16 protein-coding genes and 1 CRISPR repeat array are annotated in these 16,260 nt (G+C 71.6%); of the genes, 6 read left to right on the top strand and 10 right to left on the bottom strand.

Annotation, left to right across the window (positions count from 1 at the left end):
* Positions 1 to 6: 6 nt before the first annotated feature.
* The 4 genes from ACIQVZ_RS07925 to ACIQVZ_RS07910 form a co-directional block, all read right to left on the bottom strand.
* Entirely contained in the window at positions 7 to 822 is an 816-nt protein-coding gene (locus ACIQVZ_RS07925) for an ABC transporter permease (RefSeq protein ID WP_402448037.1), read from the bottom strand.
* 13 nt (positions 823 to 835) lie between these two features.
* Positions 836 to 1,690, bottom strand: a complete 855-nt coding sequence (locus ACIQVZ_RS07920; RefSeq protein ID WP_402448084.1) for an ABC transporter permease — start codon at positions 1,688 to 1,690, stop codon at positions 836 to 838.
* Positions 1,691 to 1,752: 62 nt separating this feature from the next.
* Positions 1,753 to 3,000, bottom strand: coding sequence for an ABC transporter substrate-binding protein (locus ACIQVZ_RS07915; RefSeq protein ID WP_402448082.1), 1,248 nt, complete (start codon positions 2,998 to 3,000; stop codon positions 1,753 to 1,755).
* Between the two features lie 31 nt (positions 3,001 to 3,031).
* On the bottom strand, positions 3,032 to 4,165 hold the full coding sequence (locus ACIQVZ_RS07910) for an ABC transporter ATP-binding protein (RefSeq protein ID WP_402448035.1): 1,134 nt from the start codon (positions 4,163 to 4,165) through the stop codon (positions 3,032 to 3,034).
* Positions 4,166 to 4,483: 318 nt separating this feature from the next.
* On the opposite strand from ACIQVZ_RS07910, the gene ACIQVZ_RS07905 reads away from it, so the two are divergent.
* Positions 4,484 to 5,146: a GDSL-type esterase/lipase family protein gene (locus ACIQVZ_RS07905; protein ID WP_350886830.1), complete on the top strand. Its 663-nt coding sequence runs from the start codon at positions 4,484 to 4,486 to the stop codon at positions 5,144 to 5,146.
* Positions 5,147 to 5,204: 58 nt separating this feature from the next.
* Here ACIQVZ_RS07905 and ACIQVZ_RS07900 read toward each other — a convergent pair whose 3' ends face one another.
* Entirely contained in the window at positions 5,205 to 6,644 is a 1,440-nt protein-coding gene (locus ACIQVZ_RS07900) for a carboxylesterase/lipase family protein (RefSeq protein ID WP_402448033.1), read from the bottom strand.
* 89 nt (positions 6,645 to 6,733) lie between these two features.
* Complete coding sequence (locus tag ACIQVZ_RS07895; RefSeq protein WP_402448031.1) at positions 6,734 to 7,687, bottom strand: MBL fold metallo-hydrolase; 954 nt, start codon at positions 7,685 to 7,687, stop codon at positions 6,734 to 6,736.
* Positions 7,688 to 7,837: 150 nt separating this feature from the next.
* Between ACIQVZ_RS07895 and ACIQVZ_RS07890 the strand changes: the two genes are divergently transcribed.
* A complete protein-coding gene (locus ACIQVZ_RS07890; RefSeq protein ID WP_402448029.1) occupies positions 7,838 to 8,731 on the top strand; it encodes a helix-turn-helix domain-containing protein in 894 nt (297 codons plus the stop codon).
* 284 nt (positions 8,732 to 9,015) lie between these two features.
* A CRISPR array of direct repeats spans positions 9,016 to 9,776; the repeat unit is 28 nt; unit sequence GAGCAACCCCCGCGAGCGCGGGGCCGAT.
* 279 nt (positions 9,777 to 10,055) lie between these two features.
* Complete coding sequence (gene cutA / locus ACIQVZ_RS07885) at positions 10,056 to 10,379, top strand: divalent-cation tolerance protein CutA (protein WP_402448027.1); 324 nt, start codon at positions 10,056 to 10,058, stop codon at positions 10,377 to 10,379.
* A gap of 7 nt (positions 10,380 to 10,386) precedes the next feature.
* On the opposite strand, the gene ACIQVZ_RS07880 is transcribed toward cutA, so the two are convergent.
* A complete protein-coding gene (locus ACIQVZ_RS07880; RefSeq protein ID WP_402448026.1) occupies positions 10,387 to 10,692 on the bottom strand; it encodes a hypothetical protein in 306 nt (101 codons plus the stop codon).
* A 462-nt stretch (positions 10,693 to 11,154) separates the two neighbouring features.
* Here ACIQVZ_RS07880 and ACIQVZ_RS07875 point away from each other — a divergent pair, with 462 nt between their 5' ends.
* Both ACIQVZ_RS07875 and ACIQVZ_RS07870 read left to right on the top strand, forming a co-directional pair.
* Positions 11,155 to 11,454 carry a hypothetical protein gene (locus ACIQVZ_RS07875; RefSeq protein ID WP_402448024.1) on the top strand — a complete coding sequence of 100 codons (300 nt, stop codon included), beginning with the start codon at positions 11,155 to 11,157 and terminating at the stop codon, positions 11,452 to 11,454.
* A 358-nt stretch (positions 11,455 to 11,812) separates the two neighbouring features.
* The gene (locus tag ACIQVZ_RS07870; protein WP_350887280.1) at positions 11,813 to 12,202 is read left to right on the top strand and encodes a RidA family protein; all 390 of its coding nucleotides are present in this window, start codon (positions 11,813 to 11,815) and stop codon (positions 12,200 to 12,202) included.
* Positions 12,203 to 12,288: 86 nt separating this feature from the next.
* Here the strand turns inward: ACIQVZ_RS07870 and ACIQVZ_RS07865 are convergent, their stop codons facing one another.
* Positions 12,289 to 12,909, bottom strand: a complete 621-nt coding sequence (locus tag ACIQVZ_RS07865) for a UbiX family flavin prenyltransferase (RefSeq protein ID WP_402448021.1) — start codon at positions 12,907 to 12,909, stop codon at positions 12,289 to 12,291.
* Positions 12,910 to 13,004: 95 nt separating this feature from the next.
* On the bottom strand, positions 13,005 to 14,444 hold the full coding sequence (locus ACIQVZ_RS07860; protein ID WP_402448019.1) for a UbiD family decarboxylase: 1,440 nt from the start codon (positions 14,442 to 14,444) through the stop codon (positions 13,005 to 13,007).
* Positions 14,445 to 14,667: 223 nt separating this feature from the next.
* Here ACIQVZ_RS07860 and ACIQVZ_RS07855 point away from each other — a divergent pair, with 223 nt between their 5' ends.
* Entirely contained in the window at positions 14,668 to 15,792 is a 1,125-nt protein-coding gene (locus tag ACIQVZ_RS07855) for an Lrp/AsnC family transcriptional regulator (protein ID WP_402448017.1), read from the top strand.
* A 156-nt stretch (positions 15,793 to 15,948) separates the two neighbouring features.
* Here ACIQVZ_RS07855 and ACIQVZ_RS07850 read toward each other — a convergent pair whose 3' ends face one another.
* The gene (locus ACIQVZ_RS07850; RefSeq protein ID WP_402448015.1) at positions 15,949 to 16,161 is read right to left on the bottom strand and encodes a cold-shock protein; all 213 of its coding nucleotides are present in this window, start codon (positions 16,159 to 16,161) and stop codon (positions 15,949 to 15,951) included.
* Positions 16,162 to 16,260: the final 99 nt, after the last annotated feature.

Genomic DNA, 16,260 nt, shown 5'->3' with positions numbered 1-16,260 from the left:
GGCCGCTCAGGGGCCGTGTCCCTCCAGCGGCTCGCCGGACAGGCGCTGCGCCAGGTAGACCGGCAGGACGGCCAGGACGATCAGCACCGAGGCCACGACATCCACCACCGGGCCCTGGTTGGGTCGGGCCAGGTTCTCGAAGATCCACAGCGGCAGCGTCCGGGTGCCGGGGCCCGCGGTGAAGGTGGTCACCACGATCTCGTCGAAGGAGAGCGCGAAGGCCAGCAGCGCCCCGGCGAGCAGCGCGCTGCGCACGGCCGGCAGCGTGACGTACCAGAAGGTCTGGAAGGTGTCCGCCCCGAGGTCCGCCGACGCCTCCTCGACCGACGGCGCGATGCGCCGCAGCCGCGCCGACACGTTGTTGAACACCACCACGATGCAGAAGGTGGCGTGCCCGACGACCACGGTGAACAGGCCGAACCCCACCCCGAGCGGGGTCAGCACGGTGCGGAACGCGGCGTTGAGCGCGATGCCGGTGACGATGCCGGGCAGGGCGATCGGCAGGATCAGCAGGAAGGAGACCGACTGCCGGCCGAAGAACCGGTACCGGGTCGCGGCGAAGGCCGCCATGGTGCCCAGGACCAGCGCCACCCCGGTGGCTCCGAGCCCGGCCTTCAGCGACGTGGCCAGCGCCTCGCGCAGCCCGGTCTCCTGCCAGGCGGCCGTCCACCAGCGGGTGCTGAAGCCGGACGGAGGCCAGGCGAAGGAGCGCGAGGCGTTGAAGGAGTTCACCAGGACCAGCAGCAGCGGGGCGTAGATGACGGCGAACCCCAGGGCCGTCGCCGTCCGGAGCAGGATCCGGGCACCGCGGGAGAGTTGCATCAGGGCTTCGGCCTCACAGACTGTCCAGCGCGCCGGTGCGGCGCACGGCGAGCAGGTAGCCCACGATCAGCAGCACCGGGACGCAGGACACCGCGGCCGCCAGGGGCAGGTTCAGCGTCACGTTGGACGCGATGACGTTGCCGAGCATGGACGTGGTGCCGCCGACGATCTGCACCGTCAGGTAGTCGCCCAGGCTCAGCGAGAAGGTGAAGACCGACCCGGCGATGAGCGCCGGCCTGGCCAGCGGCAGTACCACCGTGCGCAGGGTCCGCCAGGGGCCGGCGCCGAGGTCGGCCGCGGCGGCGAGCAGGCTGTCGGGCAGCTGCCCGAACGCGGTGCACAGCGGCAGCACCATGTAGGGCAGCCACAGGTACGCGAGCACCATGACCACCGCCGGCACGCCGAAACCGGGGGAGTGCCCGCCGAAGGGGGCGGTGACCCAGTCCAGGACACCGCCGTGGCTGAGCATCACCCACCAGGCGTAGGCCTTGACCAGGTAGCCGGCCCACAGCGGCGTCAGCACCGCCACCAGCAGCAGGCGCCGGCTCCCGGGCCGGGCGACGCGGGCGATGAAGAAGGCCATCGGGAGGGCGACCACCGCGTCGATCACCGTCACCGACACCGCGATGCCCAGCGTGCGGACGGCGACCGTCCGGTACTGCGGATCGGTCAGCAGCGACCGGAAGTTGTCGACGGTCCAGCGCTGTTCGACGGCGGAGGTGAACGCGTTGGTGGTCCAGAACGCGGACAGCAGGAGGACCGTCAGCGAGCCCAGGTACGCCAGCACCAGCCAGGTCATCGGCGCCGCCAGCAGCGCCGCCAGCCGCAGACCGGGGCGCCGGTCCAGCAGTCCGGCCAGCCGGCGCATCGGGGTGCGTGTCGGAGCGCGCGCGGGGGTGTGCTCCGGGGTGCGTGCCGCGGTAGGGGCGCTCAAGAGCTCTTGATCCCGTTCCAGGCGGTGACCCACTGGGCGTACGCGGTGCAGTCGTCGCGGCCGCTGCCGTCCGCGCACTGCGCGGTGGGCGTGGTCCAGTAGTAGACGTCCTTCCACCAGTTCTCGTCGGTGGCGTGGTAGTCGGCGCAGAAGCCCGGGTTGTCGGTGATCTGCGCGCAGGCCTTGGAGTTGGCCGGGGCCTCGCCGAAGTACTCGGCGACCTGCGCGTTGACCGACGGCGAGACGATGTAGTCCATCCACGCGTAGGCGCAGTTGGGGTGCTGGGCGTGCGCCGAGACCATCCAGGTGTCGGACCAGCCGGTGGAACCCTCGACGGGCAGGATCGCCCGCGTCCGCACCCTGCCGTCGGCGGCGACCGCCTGCTGGATCACCTCCCACGTGGTGCCGAGCAGCGCGTCGCCGGAGTCGAACGCCGCCTGCGCCTTGGTGTAGTCGCTCCAGTAGGAGCCGATCTGCTTCTTCTGGACCTTGAGCAGCGCCACCGCGGCGTCCAGTTGGGAGGAGGTCAGGGCGTAGGGGTTCCTGATGCCGAGCTCGGGCTTGGTCTTCATCAGGTAGAGCGCGGCATCGGCGATGTAGATCGGACTGTCGTACGCGGTGAGGTGCCCGGCGTAGGGCGAGTCCGGGGTGAAGACCGCACCCCAGGAGGTCGGCGCGGGGGTGACCTTGTCGGTGTTGTACATCAGCAGGTTGGCGCCGCGCCCGTGCGGGATCCCGTACGGCACGTCCTTGACCGAGTTCCACGGGCGGTTCTTCAACCCGGGGTAGACGTCGGCGTAGTTGGGGACGAGCGCGGTGTTGACCGGCGCGACGTCGCCGCCCGCGATCAGGCGCAGCGTCGCGTCACCGGAAGCCGAGACGGTGTCGTACTGGCCGGTCTTCATCAGCGCGACCATCTCGTCCGAGGTGCCCGCCACCTTGACGTTCACCTTGCAGCCGGTCTGCCGGACGAACGGGGCGACCCAGTCGACGGCCTTGTTGTCCTGCCCGTACTCGACGTAGCCGGCCCAGGCGACGACGTTGACGGTGCCCTCGCCCGGGCCGAGGGACTTCTGCGCGGGGATGTCCGGTGCGGTGAACCCGGTGCCCGTGCCGCCGCTGCCACCACCGGAGTTCGACGCGCACGCCACGGGGAGCAGCAGGGCGGCCGCGGCCGCCAGGGCGCTCAGGGGGCGGCGGCGCAGGGGGCGGCGGTGTCGGGGGCGGGGGCGCGTGGTGCTCATGAACTCGATCGCTTTCGTCAAGGGTTGAGGGTCAGGAGTTGTCGATGCGGACGGTGTGCTGTCGCCGCCAGGCCAGGAGGACGCTCGCCCCGCGGCGGCGGGAGAGGTCGGTACCGGAGCCGTCGAGACCGGAGCCGTCGAGGTTCTGTCGAACGGCCACCAGCCGGCCGCCCGCCGCCAGATCGACCAGGAAGCGGGTCTGCGCGCCGGCGTAGACGACCTCGCCGATCGTCCCGGTGACGCCGTACTCGTCGGGCCCCGTCGGGTCGTCCGGAGGGGCGATGCGGATCTTCTCGGGGCGCACCGAGTACGTCCCCGGCCGGCCGAAGACCTGCTCGGCGCAGGCGCCCCGGAGCAGGTTCGAGGTGCCGACGAAGCCCGCCACGAACGCGGTGGCCGGCCGCTCGTACACCTCGGCGGGAGTGCCGACCTGCTCGATCCGGCCGGCGTTGAGGACCGCGATCCGGTCGCTCATCGTGAGCGCCTCGTCCTGGTCGTGGGTGACGAGGACGAAGGTGATCCCGGCCTCGCGCTGGATCTGCTGGAGTTCGAGCTGCATCTCCAGCCGGAGCTTCAGGTCGAGGGCGCCGAGCGGCTCGTCGAGCAGCAGCACGGACGGGCGGTTGACCAGCGCCCGGGCCAGCGCGACCCGCTGGCGCTGCCCGCCGGACAGTTCGGCGGGGCGCCGGTCACCGAAGGAGGGCAACTGCACGCTCGCCAGCGCCTCGGCCACCCGGGCGGCCCGCTCCGCCCGTGGCACCCGCTTGACCTTCAGCCCGTACTCGACGTTCTGCCACACCGACAGATGCGGAAAGAGGGCGTAATCCTGGAACACCGTGTTGACGTCGCGGTCGAACGCGGGCAAGCCGGTGACGTCGACCCCGCCCAGCAGCACCCGGCCGGCGCTCGGCGCCTCGAAGCCCGCGATCATGCGCAGCACCGTCGTCTTGCCCGACCCGGACGGCCCGAGCATCGAGAAGAACTCGCCCGGCCTGACCTCCAGATCGATCCCGTCCACGGCGCTGACCACGCCGAACGCCTTGCTGACCCCGGACAACGCGACCGCACCGGGCACGGGCGGACGGCCGGCCGAGCGGCCCGACGCACGCTCCGGAGGGTGGGGGGAGGGGCTGGCGGACGGACTGGGAACTGGGCTGGACGTCATCCGCACCTCGGTCTCGCGATTTCTGCTGTCGGATCCGCGGGGCTGCTGAATCCTCTGAAATTTCGACTGAAGCAGAAAAGCCACCAGCCCGGGTGGTGGCGGCCCACCGGCCTCGGGCGCCGTCGGCGCGATGACGGTGGCGTGCCGGTGATTGTCAGCCCGATGACGGCGAGGTCCGGCACCTTCGAGAGGTCCGGCACTTTCGAGAGGTCCGGCACCTTCGAGAGGTCCGGCACCTTCGAAAGGTCCGGCCTTGCCTCTCCTCTCCTCGCCTCACGTTTTATCGCCCGAACTCAAGTCCATGTCCAAGGAGCGCACATGACGATCACCATCCGACCGGGAAGCACCGTGATGTTCACAGGCGACTCGATCACCGACTGCCAACGGCAGCAGAGCGAAGACGGCCTCGGGTACGGCTACCCGCTGCGCGTCGCGGGCGAGTGGGGACTCCGGCACCCGGAGCGGCCCGTGACCTGGCTGAACACCGGGAACGCGGGCGACAAGGTGATGAACCTCGAAACCCGCTGGCACACCGACGTACTCGACGCCCGCCCGGACGTGGTGTCGATCCTCGTCGGAGTCAACGACATGGGCTGGCACACGGTGGACCCGGAGGGGCGCGTGATCCCCGCGGACGAGTTCGAAGCGGGCTACGACCGCCTGCTCGCGCCCCTCGCCGAGGCGGGCACGCAGCTGATCCTCATCGAGCCGTTCCTCCTGCCGATCGACGGCGTCATCGAGGCCGGCGCCGCACACATCGGAGAGCATCAGCGGCAGCAGTGGCGCACCGACCTGGACCCCAAGATCCAGGCCGTGCGCAAGCTCGCCCGCACCTACGGCGCACACCTGCTCGCCGCCGACGGCATGTTCGCCGAACTCGCCGCCACGGCCGGCCCCGAGCACTGGTCCGAGGACGGCGTCCACCCGACGCCCGCCGGCCACGCCGCACTCGCGGCAGCCTGGCTGCGCCTGGTCGCCTGACCGGGCCCGCGTCCACCCACGACCTGGCGACCATCCACGACCCATCTGGTGAGGAAGCTCAGCTGCCGAAGGCCTCCACCACGGGCCGGCGCAGGTCGTAGGCGCCCCAGCCCGGGTCCCCGGTACCGGCGAACGCGACCCAGGCACCGTGGACCCGGGCGGCGAGTCCCGCCGGGGCGGGGTCGGGGCCGAGCAACCCGGTGTCCCCGTGCAGCCACGGTTCGTCGGCGACGTCGAACACGAAGGGCAGTTCGACGGTGTGGGCGGCGCCGAGCCGCCCGCCCAGGGCCGTCGAGCGGTACCCGAACGAGTAGCGGTGCGTACGGCCGCCCGAGATCCGCGCGTGGGCCTGCGCCAGACGCTCCGTACCGGTCTCGAACAGGGCCTGTCCGAGCACGGCGGAGCGCAGCTCGCCCGGTGTCGCGCCCGGCCGGGCCGCGCGGTGCGCGGCGAGGGCGGCCGCCGGGTCCGCGTGCACCCGGGCGGCGACGGCGAGCACGTCGGCGTCCGTGGTGGACTCCGGACCGCCCTGCGGGACGACGTAGAGGTGCCCCTCCTCGGTGTTGGTGCCGATGAGCAGATCGACGTCGGCGGCCGGGCCGTCGCCGAGGGCGTCGGCGGGCTGTGCCGGCAGGACCACACTGAACGGACTGAGCCCGGCCAGCGGGTCCGAAGCGGCGTCGGTCCGCAGGTCCAGGCCGGCCAGCGCGGGCAGGACCGCCACGAAACGCCCGTCCGGGACCAGGGCGAACGCCTCCACGGTCGGCTCGACGCCCAGCGCGGCCGCCACCGCGGCGGTGACCCGCTGCGCCTGCTCCGGGGTGAACGCGCCGCAGCCGTTGCCGCTCTGGACGATCGCCCGCCGGAACAGACCGGCGGCCGCCGGAGTCGCGAGCAGCGCGCCGACGAGCGTGGCGCCCGCGGACTGGCCGAAGACCGTGACGTTCCCCGGGTCGCCACCGAAGGCCGCCACCGAGCCCCGCACCCACCTGAGCGCGGCGAGCACGTCGAGCAGCCCGCGGTTGGCCGGAGCACCCGCCAGCTCCAGGAACCCCGGCACGCCGAGGCGGTAGTTCACCGTCACGAGGACGACGCCGTCGCGGGCGAACGCGCCGCCGCCGTAGAGCGCCGCGCGGTTCGAGCCGGTGACGAACCCGCCGCCGTGCACGAAGACCATGACGGGGCGCTTGCCCCCGTCGGCCGCCGGCGTGTGGACATCGACGGTCAGGTACTCCTCGCCGGGCACCCAGCCCGGCCCGAAGTAGGGGCTCATGTCGAGCCGGCCGAAGTCCCGGGACGGCTGGGGAGCGGTCGGCGAGGGCCTACCGCCGTCACGGACACCCGACCAGCCCGGGTGCGGCGCGGGCGCGGCGAACCGGCCGGCACCGACCGGTGCCGCCGCGTACGGGAGGGCGCGGAAGCGCTCGCCGGACTCGTCACGGACGCCGCGCACGGCGCCCGCCGGGGTTTCGACGACCGGACCTGCCTGTCGGGGCACGGGATGACTTCCTCTCTGGAAGGGAACGAAGGGGACATCGGTGGGGGGGATCTCCGGACGGGGCGTCAGGAGGTCAGGAGGTCAGGAGGTCAGGAGATCCGGGAGAAACCCGCCCACTCCTTGACCGCGAACTTCGACCCGCTGCGCGCGACCTCCATCGCCCCCCGGCCGCCGAAGTGCGCCGGGAGGACGAGCGCGTTGTTCTCGGCGGCGCGGCCGAGCAGCTTGCGCCGGGTCGCGCGGGACTCCGCCGGGTCCTCGCAGAAACAGGAATTGGTCTCCGGCTCCGCGATCTGCAACGCGGTGTGCACCAGATCCCCGACGAACAAGGCCTGGTCGCCGCCGGACTCCAGGGTGAGCACGGACGAGCCGGGAGTGTGCCCGGGAGCGAGATCGAGCCGCAGATTCCCGTCGATCCGGTACGTCCCCTCCCACAGGTGCGCCAGCCCCGCCGCGTGGACCGGCGCGACGCTGTCCTCGAACACGTTCTGGTTCCCCCGGCCGAACACGCTCCTGTGCCCGTTGGCCGGGTCCCAGAACTCGAAGTCCCGCCGGGGCATCAGATACGTGGCGTTCGGGAAGGTCGGCACCCAGTCCCGGCCGTCGAGACGGGTGTTCCAGCCCACGTGATCGACGTGCAGATGGGTGTTGACCACGACGTCGACGTCCTCGGGCCGCACGCCGGCGGCGGCGAGGTTGTCGAGGTAGCCGGTGTCCAGGCGGCTCCACACCGGCGCGTAAGGGCGGTCCTTGTGGTTGCCCACGCCGGTGTCCACGAGGATCGTGCGCCCCTCGCTGCGCAGCAGCCAGGACTGGATCGCGGTACGGCACTCGTCCGTCTCCGGGTCCCAGAAGTCGGGCGCCAGCCAGTCGCGGTGCTCCTCCCACGAGCCGTCGGGGCTGTCCGGGAAGAACTGGCCCGGCGCCAGCCCGGCCGAGCCGTAGAACTCCTTGACGCGGGTGACGGTGACGTCGCCCAGCGTGATCCGGTCGGGGTCCTGAGCCATGTCGTGATCGATGTTCTGGTTCATGTCCTGATCCATGCGGTCCGTCCTCGGGTCCGGGAAACGCGGCCGAATCGGCGGCCGACTGAGACCGATCCTGGACACCCGGACGGACACCAACCACTCCCGGCTTGTCCTACCCCTCGCAGGGTGTGGCAGAGACCGGGCCACCCACCGAATACTGGGGTGATGAACGGACCAGGCCCACTCGGCGCCTTCCTCCAAGCCCGGCGGGCGCAGCTGCGGCCCGAGGACGTCGGCCTGCGCGACCTCGGGCCCCGCAGACGGGTGGCCGGGCTCCGGCGCGAAGAACTGGCCCAACTCGCGGGCGTCAGCGTCTCCTACTACACCCGGCTGGAACAGGGCCTGTCCCGCGGGGCCTCCGCCGAGGTACTCGACGCCATCGCCGGCGCCCTCCTGCTCGACACCCACGAGCGCGCCCACCTCGACCGGCTCGCCGACACCGCCCGCCACACGCCCCGGCCACGCCGCCCACGGCCCGAGAAGCTCGCCGACGAAACCCGGGACCTCCTCCGCGCCGTCGACGGCGTCCCCGCGATCGTGCTCGGCCGCCGCACCGACGTCCTGGCCTGGAACACCCTCGGACACGCCCTGCTGGCCAGCCACCTCGACGTCCTCAGCCCGGACGACCCGGCCCGACGCCCGAACACGAGCCGGATGCTCTTCCTCGACCTGCACTGCCGGGAGCTGTACGCGGACTGGGAACGCAAGGCGCGCGCGGTCGTCGGCAACCTGCGCATCGCCGTCGGCAGACATCCGGAGGACGCGCTGCTCGCGGGCCTGATCGGCGAACTGACCATGAAGAGCCCGGAGTTCGTCGCCCTGTGGGCCGACCATCGTGTCGTGCCGTGCGACGCCTCGTCCTACGAACTGCACCACCCCGTCGTCGGCACGGTCACGGTGACCCAACAGACCCTGTCCATCGCCCGCTCACCGGACCAGGCGCTCATCGTGTGCACCACCCCCGCCAACTCCCCCTCCGAGCAGGCCCTCACCCTCCTCCGCCACGCGGCCGCCGGCCGGGCACCGCATGCGCACGGCGTCGGCGCTCCCCAGGCGTAGGCATGGGAGCGCTGCGGCGCCGGGCTTGCTGTAACGGAGCCGCCTCGGCCTCCGCTGCGCGGGGCGCAGCGGGGCTCGCGGCCTTCCCCGAACCGCCCGTGATCCCCTGCGCCGCCAGCGCTTGCACGAGGGCAAGGGCACCAAGCGGACCTCAAAGGCGCGCAACGACCTGAAGCCCTCCTACGACCGATGACAAGAGCCCGCCAGCCGGGCACCCTCGGCGACAGCAAGAGACATCACCGGGAGGCCGACGCCCCCACACGGACGCCGACCGTGAACAGAGTGGATCAATCCCCGCAACGGCGGGGCCGACGAGCCCTGGCCCGCGCCCGCACCCCGGGCAGTGGGGCAACCCCCGCGAGCGCGGGGCCGATCCAGCGAGCGGGCCGCCGCCCAGCTCCTCCACCGAGCAACCCCCGCGAGCGCGGGGCCGATTCGGCGGAACTCCGGCTCCGGCCGGTACCGGGGGAGCAACCCCCGCGAGCGCGGGGCCGATAGTGCCTCCCGGATCGCCTGGGAACCTTTGTAGGAGCAACCCCTGCGAGCGCGGGGCCGATACCACCGTCAAGGTCGCCCCGAACACCTCCGCGGAGCAACCCCCGCGAGCGCGGGGCCGATCGCTCCTGCGCGGTCTCCAGCAGGACACCCTTGGAGCAACCCCCGCGAGCGCGGGGCCGATTCGGACCAGGTGTCGGCACCGGAGCGCCAGGCGGAGCAACCCCCGCGAGCGCGGGGCCGATGTAGGCGTGGGGCAGGTTGGTGGCGGCCCAGCGGAGCAACCCCCGCGAGCGCGGGGCCGATATTCACGGTACTCCGGCCCCGATTCCGGTCGAGGAGCAACCCCCGCGAGCGCGGGGCCGATTCGGACGAGATGGCCGAGTGGTTGCGCGCTCAGGAGCAACCCCCGCGAGCGCGGGGCCGATCGGCGGCCGGCGGTGTCGCCGCCGCGCTGTTCAGAGCAACCCCCGCGAGCGCGGGGCCGATGGTCGGATTGACTGCTGACGGTCAATCAGATCGGAGCAACCCCCGCGAGCGCGGGGCCGATACTTCCTGACCTGCGGTGATTAGCGGCCGAGGGGCCTGATTGATTTAGTTCGATCGGTAGAGGCCCCGTCGAACAGCCGATGGGTTGTTGCCATCTCTCCTTACCCCAGGGCTGGTTGTCAGTGTCGTGGCCTACGCTCTCGAAGCGTACTCGCACGTGGGATGGTTGAGGACTGTTGACAGCGGTACCCGCCCGAGGTCAGGAGCTGGCTGGGCGCGTTGTGGGGTAAGTCCACCGGGCGGAGTGCGGGCGGCGGTCGATGCCGGGTACCGTCACGGTATGACGACCGGTGACTTCGTTGTGGTGACGACGACCCATGACGACGAGACGAAGGCCCGTGAGCTCGCCGCGGCGGTGATCCGTGACCGCCTGGCCGCGTGTGCACAGGTCTACCGAGTCCAGTCCGTCTACTGGTGGGACGGCGCGGTGCAGGACTCCGCCGAGTGGCGGATCGACTTCAAGTCCCGGGCGAGCCTGGCTGATCGGCTGTCCGCGCGCATCGTTGAGCTGCACTCCTACGACACGCCGGAGGTCGTCGGGGTGCCGGTGATCACTGGATCCGCCGCCTACCTGGACTGGGTGGCCGCAGAGACGCGAAGCTGATCGGCAGTTACTCCGAGGAGGCCCGGATCTCGTCTCGAAAGGCCTGGGCCGCCGACGATGCCGGGAGCCGGTCGGCCAGTGCCGACATCCGTACTCGACCTGTGGTCGTCCCGGCTTCGAGCGTGGCGGCGAGGGCGTGGCGGCCGATCTCGATGGCCTGGTCGACGGCGCCCGCCGTGAGGTAGCCGGCCGCGATGTCTCCGAGCACTGCGACCCTGATCTTCCGGTCGTCCTCACTCAGGTCGGCCAGGGTCTGGTCTGCGGCCGCGCCGAGGTCTCGGTGTCGCAGCCTGGCGTAGGTCGCCACCGTCATTGAGCTGAGGCGCGCTTCGCCGAAGAAGGACATCCAGGCCGGAGCGGTGTCGGGCTCCGCGTAGTCGAAGGCAGTCCGGGCGCGGTCCAGTGCACGCAGTGCCGGCTCCCTGTCGCCGTCCGCCGCGGCCTCCCTCGGGCCGTGTCCGGCGCGGTCGGCCGCGAGTCGAGCCGTCCGGTAGTAGTGACCGGCGTGTGAGTAGTCGCCGAGGTCCCAACGGGTCCATCCGGCCAGAGCCGTGGTCTCTCCAGCGGCGATGGTGAGAGCGACCCGGTGGGTGCCGGCGTTCGGAAGGACCGCAGTGTGCGGTCGACGTGTGTGGACGGCTTGGCGGCGAGCAGCCGAGCTGGGATGTGTTCCTCGTACTCGAACTGTCGTGTGGTGATCGAGACCAGGTGGTCTGCGGACATCTGATCGATGAGGCTGCCGCCGAGCGCGGAGGCGAGTCGTTCCCACGGCTCGATGGCCGTGCCGGCCGATATGGCCGCCGCGCCGCAGGTGAAGCCGGGCCTGTCCAGAACAGATGATCCTGTTGGACGCCGCTACCGGTTCACAGGCGTGGACCGAGGTGTCCGGCGCTGGCTTGCCGACACGGTCCACCAGCACGGGCCACCGCCGCTCTGGGACACGGTGGAACGTGCCTTCGAACGCTGGGAGACGGGCGAGTTCGGCCTCACGGCGAGCGGCGAGGACCAGCGGGTCTGGATCGGAGATCCGAGCGGCCCGAGCTGGCTCCCCCCGGCATCGACGGCGACGGCGTGATTCCGATGTCTTCTGCTCGGCCTCCGAAGAAGCCGGCGGGGAAGCGCCGCAAGCCCTGACCGGCCGCACCGCGGTGCGGCCGGTCAGCGTCACCCATCGCGGAGCAGTCGCCGGAGCGGCACCCCGATCGCACGGGCGATCGCGCTGAGCTGGTCGAGTGTGGGTCGTTCCTGCGAGCGCGGGGATTGCCCCGGCATTGGGTGAGCAGCGGTCTGACTTACCGCCGGCCCCGCCTCCGGGATTGCCGCAGGAGAACCGACCAGATGGCTGTGGACCGGTATTAATCGGTTGGTATAGGGGTGAAGTGCCCGGTGGGGGGCCTGTTTTCAGATGTGCGGTGCTCTGGGAGCATGGTGCGATGGATCATCGGCAGATAGTCAGTTCCGGCTCGCCTCTCGAACCTCGGATCGGGTTTTCCCGGGCAGTCCGCAAGGGGTCACACGTTGCAGTCGCGGGGACTGCTCCCATCGGGGACGGTGGGACGACCGTGGGGAAGGGCGATGTGTATGCCCAGACGGTCAGGTGTCTGGATATTGCGGAGGCCGCGCTGAAGGAGGCGGGGGCGTCGTTGGGGGACGTTGTGCGGACCCGTCTCATGCTCACTGATGTGACGCGCTGGGAGGAGGCCGCGCGAGCGCACGGGGAGCGGTTCGCGTCGGTCCGCCCGGTCTGCACCGTCGTCGAGGTCTCACGTTTCATCGATCCCGAATGGCTCGTTGAAGTGGAGATCGACGCCGTCCTCGACTGATTCCGAAGAGCGCTGGTCGCGGCCACACGTGGGTGGCTGCGACCAGCGCTGTGGTGTTTCGTGGCGGGTGGGTGTGCCGTGCCGCGCTACGAGGCGGGGTGGTGGTGGCGGGTGTCGGCCAGGCCCTGCCAGCGTTCCGCGATGTCGGCGGTGCCTGCGGGGAGGTCGAACTGGTCGAGGATGCGCATGACGATGTGGTCGACGAGGTCGCTGATGCCGTTCGGGGTGTCGTAGAAGGCCGGCATCGGCGGGACGATGCGTACGCCCATCCGGGAGAGCGCGAGCATGTTCTCCAGGTGGATCTCGTTGAGGGGCGTCTCCCGGGGCACGAGGACGAGTGGGCGTCGTTCCTTGAGGGTGACGTCGGCTGCGCGGGCGATGAGGTTGTCGGCCATGCCGTGCCGGACGGCCGCGAGCGTCTTCATGCTGCACGGGACGATGGCCATGCCCGCGACCGGGTAGGAGCCGGAGGAGATGGTGGCGCCGAGGTCGCCGAACTTGTGTGTCACGTCGGCGAGTTCGGCGAAGCTGCGGGCGCTGTAGGGCGTCTCCACCTCGATGGTGGAGCGGGCCCAGGTGCTCAGGACGAGGTGGGTCTCCACCTGCGGTACCTCGCGCAGGACCTGGAGCAGGCGGACGGCGATCGGGGCGCCGGTGGCGCCGGTGACTCCGATGACGAGGCGGGTGGTGGGGGGTGTGGCGGACACATTGTGCTCCTGGCGTAGGGGGCGGGGCCGTAGGGGGAAGGGCCGGAGGGGGCGGGGCCGGAGGGGGTGGGGGATTGCTCACCACCCTCGGTGGGCTACAGCGCCAGGACGCCCGCCCACCGTTCGCGCAGCCGCTCGCGGGTGGCCTGGTCGACGCGGTTGGCCGGCGGGTACCGGTCCTTCCACGCGAACGGCTTGCACGCGTCGATGAGCACGATGCCCATCGACAGGTCGCCGACGGCGAGTCTGTCGGGTGCGAGCCGGGGGTCGATGGCGGTGGTGGGCGCGCGCAGGACCTGGATGGACTCGGTCGGGTGGACGCGCGTGAACATCGCCCACAGGACGTGGTTGATGTCGGTGATGTCGATGTCCTCGTCGACCACGACGAAGTACCGTTCCATGCCGCCCGTGCGCTTGCGCCCGGCCGCCGCCAGCAGCGCGTGCATGGCGTCCCCCGCACCGGTCTGCTCGATGGAGACGACCATCAGGAGCTGCCGGGCGTAGGCCCACACGCCCTTGACGTTCTGCACGCCGGACGCCTCCAGGTGGTCCCAGGTCAGCGACGCCGAGTAGAGCGGAACGGCCTGGTCGCCGGCCGGGATGGTCGGCAGCATCGGCGGGGCGCCCAGGATGATCGGGTCGTCGCGGTGCAGGATCCGGGTGACCCGGACGACGGTCTCCTGACCCGAGTGCGTGTAGTAGCCGGTCCACTCGCCGAAGGGGCCCTCCAGGACGGACTCCTCCTCGACCGGCGGCAGTTCGCCCTCGATCACGATCTCGGCGTGCGCCGGGATCGGGAGCTCGCTGCCCGGCGCGTACAGGACCTCGACGCCCTCCCCGCGCAGTCCGCCCGCCAGGTCGTACTCCGACATCCCGGACGGCGCGGCGATCGCCGCGGCGGTCGACAGGATCGGGTCCTGGCCGACGACCACGGCGATCGGGCAGGTCTGGCCGCGCGCCCAGTACTTCTCGGCGATCGCCTTGGCGTGCCGGTTGCCGAGCATCCACAGCGACAACCGGTCGCGGCCCTGGACGCAGGCCCGGTAGGTGCCGACGTTGACCCAGCCGCTGTCGGGGTCACGGGTGATCACCATGCAGGCGGTGCCGATGTAGCGGCCGCCGTCCCTGTCGTGCCAGCGCGGGGTGGGGAAGATCCCGAGGTCGACGTCCTCGCCGACCAGGACGTTCTCCAGGACCGGGCCGGTGGCGACCTCCACGGGAGGAACGGGCTCGATCCGCTTGCTGAGGTCCTTCCAGGCCCGCACGATGTCGAGCGCAGGGGTGTCGTGCGGCAGCCCGAGCGCCACCGCGGTGCGGGCGGGCGTGCCCATGAAGTTGGTGAACACCCGGTACCCCGCGGGGAATCCCGGAATGTTGTCGAACATCAGGGCGGGGCCTTCCCGCTCCGCCAGCAGTTCGGTGATGCCTCCGATGTCCAGGTCCCGGTCGGCCCCGTCGATCCGGAGGACTTCGCCTTTCCCGAGGGCCTCGGTCAGGTGGTCGATGTAATGCCGGAGATCACGAAATGCGCCCATCTGCTGTCGGGGAGCCGGGTGGTGTGCCCGGGTCTCCCCTCCTCCTCTTCCTCGCGTTCCTCGCGGTCGGCGGCCGAGCCTCGGCGCGGCCGTCACGGGGGTCGCAGTTCCGCGCGGACAGGTGCCGCGTCGGCCTGCGCACCGATGATCCGGATCGGCCGCGAGCAGGCGCAACGAGTCCGGGCGTAGGCGCCGGATACCGCCCCGGGTAGGGTCTGGATCCGTGGAATCCCTCAATCTCCGGCTGATCCACGCCCTGCAGATCGACGGGCGTGCCCCCCTGCGCCGGATCGCCTCGGTGCTGGGCGTCTCCGAGCAGGTCGTCGCCCGCCGCTACGCCGCGCTGTGCGAGAGCGCCGGGCTGCGCGTCATCGGCCGGCTCAACCCCCGGCCCGTCGGGCAGACCGTGTGGGCGCTGCGACTGCAGTCCGCCCCCGGCGCTTCGCTCGGCCTGGCCCGGGCCCTGGCCGCGCGGGAGGACACGCGGTGGGTCCAGCTCGCCTCGGGAGCCACCGAGATCATCTGCCACCTCGTGGCGCACCGGGACCGCGCCCAGGACGCGCCGGTGCAACTGCTCGACCGGCTCCCGGGGGTCACCTCGATCACCGCGCAGCGCGTGCTGCGGCTGTTCAAGGGCGGCCCGACCACCTGGGGAGCCCTGACCTGCGCGCTGGACCAGGACCAGCGGGACGCGCTCGCCCCCGCGTTCCCGCCGCCTGCCTTCCCACCGCCGAGGCTCCCGCCGTCGGACGCCCGGCTGTCGTCGCCGTCGCCGTCGCTTGAGCCCACCGGTCTCACCGGTCTCACCGAGCTCACCGAGCTCACCGAGCTCACCGAGCTCACCGAGCTCACCGAGCTCACCGAGCTCACCGAGCTCACCGACCTCGACCACACGCTGCTCGCCGCGCTGGCCCGCGACGGCCGTACGACGTACGCGGCGCTGGCCGCCGAGGCCCGCTGCCACGAGTCGACGGTGCGCCGCCGGATCGCCCACCTGCGCGCGGCCGGAGCGCTCTTCTTCGTCGTGGACGTCGACGAGCGGCTACTGGGCAGTCCGACCACCACCGCCATCTGGATGTCGGTGCGGCCCTCGCACCTCGCCGCCGTCGGCGCAGCGCTGGCCGACCACCCCGAAGTCGCCTACGCCGCCGCCACCACGGGGCGGACCAACCTCCTCGCCGCCGTCCTCTGCCCCGATGACGAGTACCTGTACGACTACCTGACCGCCCGTCTCGGCGCCCTCCCGGGCATCGACACGGTTGAGACCGCCCCGATCGTCCGGACCCTCAAACGCGTCGGCACCGTCGGCCGCCACCGCAACCGGCCAGCCGGCACCCGGCGCGGCTGAGGACCGTCGAGACGTCGGCCGGCCGACCGCCCGGCGAGCCGTCCAGAACGGCCTGGGCGGCCCCGATCGAACGGAGGCCGCCCAGGCGTGATCTCCCGCGTCTCCCGCAGCTCCCGTTCGGACCGGGGCCCGGGGGAGAAGGGGGAGGGGCTGCTACTACCCCACTACCTGGACCTCGTCGGCCTGGAGCCCCTTCTGGCCCTGGACCGCCACGAAAGTCACCCGCTGGCCCTCAACCAGGGACTTGAAGCCGTCTCCCTGGATCGCCCGGAAGTGAACGAACAGGTCCGCTCCGGACTCCGGGGTGATGAAGCCGTAGCCCTTCTCGTCGTTGAACCACTTCACCGTGCCGTTCTGCCGCTCTGCCACAGCCACTCCTGTTTTCCGAAGATCGAGGATCGAGGATCTACGAGACGCAACAGGCCGATCATGACAGGGCTCGGGGCCTCGGCGGGGCCGTAACGCGAA

The sequence above is a fragment of the Kitasatospora sp. NPDC098663 genome, from assembly GCF_044760075.1.
Taxonomy (GTDB): Bacteria; Actinomycetota; Actinomycetes; order Streptomycetales; family Streptomycetaceae; genus Kitasatospora.
The sequence above is the reverse complement of the archived record's forward strand: the minus strand, read 5'-3'. Positions and strand labels throughout refer to the sequence as shown.

Excerpts from the sequence above, each read along its gene's own strand:
- ACIQVZ_RS07925 (WP_402448037.1), bottom strand. The coding sequence starts at position 822 with ATGCAACTCTCCCGCGGTGCCCGGATCCTGCTCCGGACGGCGACGGCC.
- ACIQVZ_RS07920 (WP_402448084.1), bottom strand. The coding sequence starts at position 1,690 with ATGCGCCGGCTGGCCGGACTGCTGGACCGGCGCCCCGGTCTGCGGCTG.
- ACIQVZ_RS07915 (WP_402448082.1), bottom strand. The coding sequence starts at position 3,000 with ATGAGCACCACGCGCCCCCGCCCCCGACACCGCCGCCCCCTGCGCCGC.
- ACIQVZ_RS07910 (WP_402448035.1), bottom strand. The coding sequence starts at position 4,165 with ATGACGTCCAGCCCAGTTCCCAGTCCGTCCGCCAGCCCCTCCCCCCAC.
- ACIQVZ_RS07905 (WP_350886830.1), top strand. The coding sequence starts at position 4,484 with ATGACGATCACCATCCGACCGGGAAGCACCGTGATGTTCACAGGCGAC.
- ACIQVZ_RS07895 (WP_402448031.1), bottom strand. The coding sequence starts at position 7,687 with ATGGATCAGGACATGAACCAGAACATCGATCACGACATGGCTCAGGAC.
- ACIQVZ_RS07890 (WP_402448029.1), top strand. The coding sequence starts at position 7,838 with ATGAACGGACCAGGCCCACTCGGCGCCTTCCTCCAAGCCCGGCGGGCG.
- cutA (WP_402448027.1), top strand. The coding sequence starts at position 10,056 with ATGACGACCGGTGACTTCGTTGTGGTGACGACGACCCATGACGACGAG.
- ACIQVZ_RS07880 (WP_402448026.1), bottom strand. The coding sequence starts at position 10,692 with ATGACGGTGGCGACCTACGCCAGGCTGCGACACCGAGACCTCGGCGCG.
- ACIQVZ_RS07875 (WP_402448024.1), top strand. The coding sequence starts at position 11,155 with ATGGCCGTGCCGGCCGATATGGCCGCCGCGCCGCAGGTGAAGCCGGGC.
- ACIQVZ_RS07870 (WP_350887280.1), top strand. The coding sequence starts at position 11,813 with ATGGATCATCGGCAGATAGTCAGTTCCGGCTCGCCTCTCGAACCTCGG.
- ACIQVZ_RS07860 (WP_402448019.1), bottom strand. The coding sequence starts at position 14,444 with ATGGGCGCATTTCGTGATCTCCGGCATTACATCGACCACCTGACCGAG.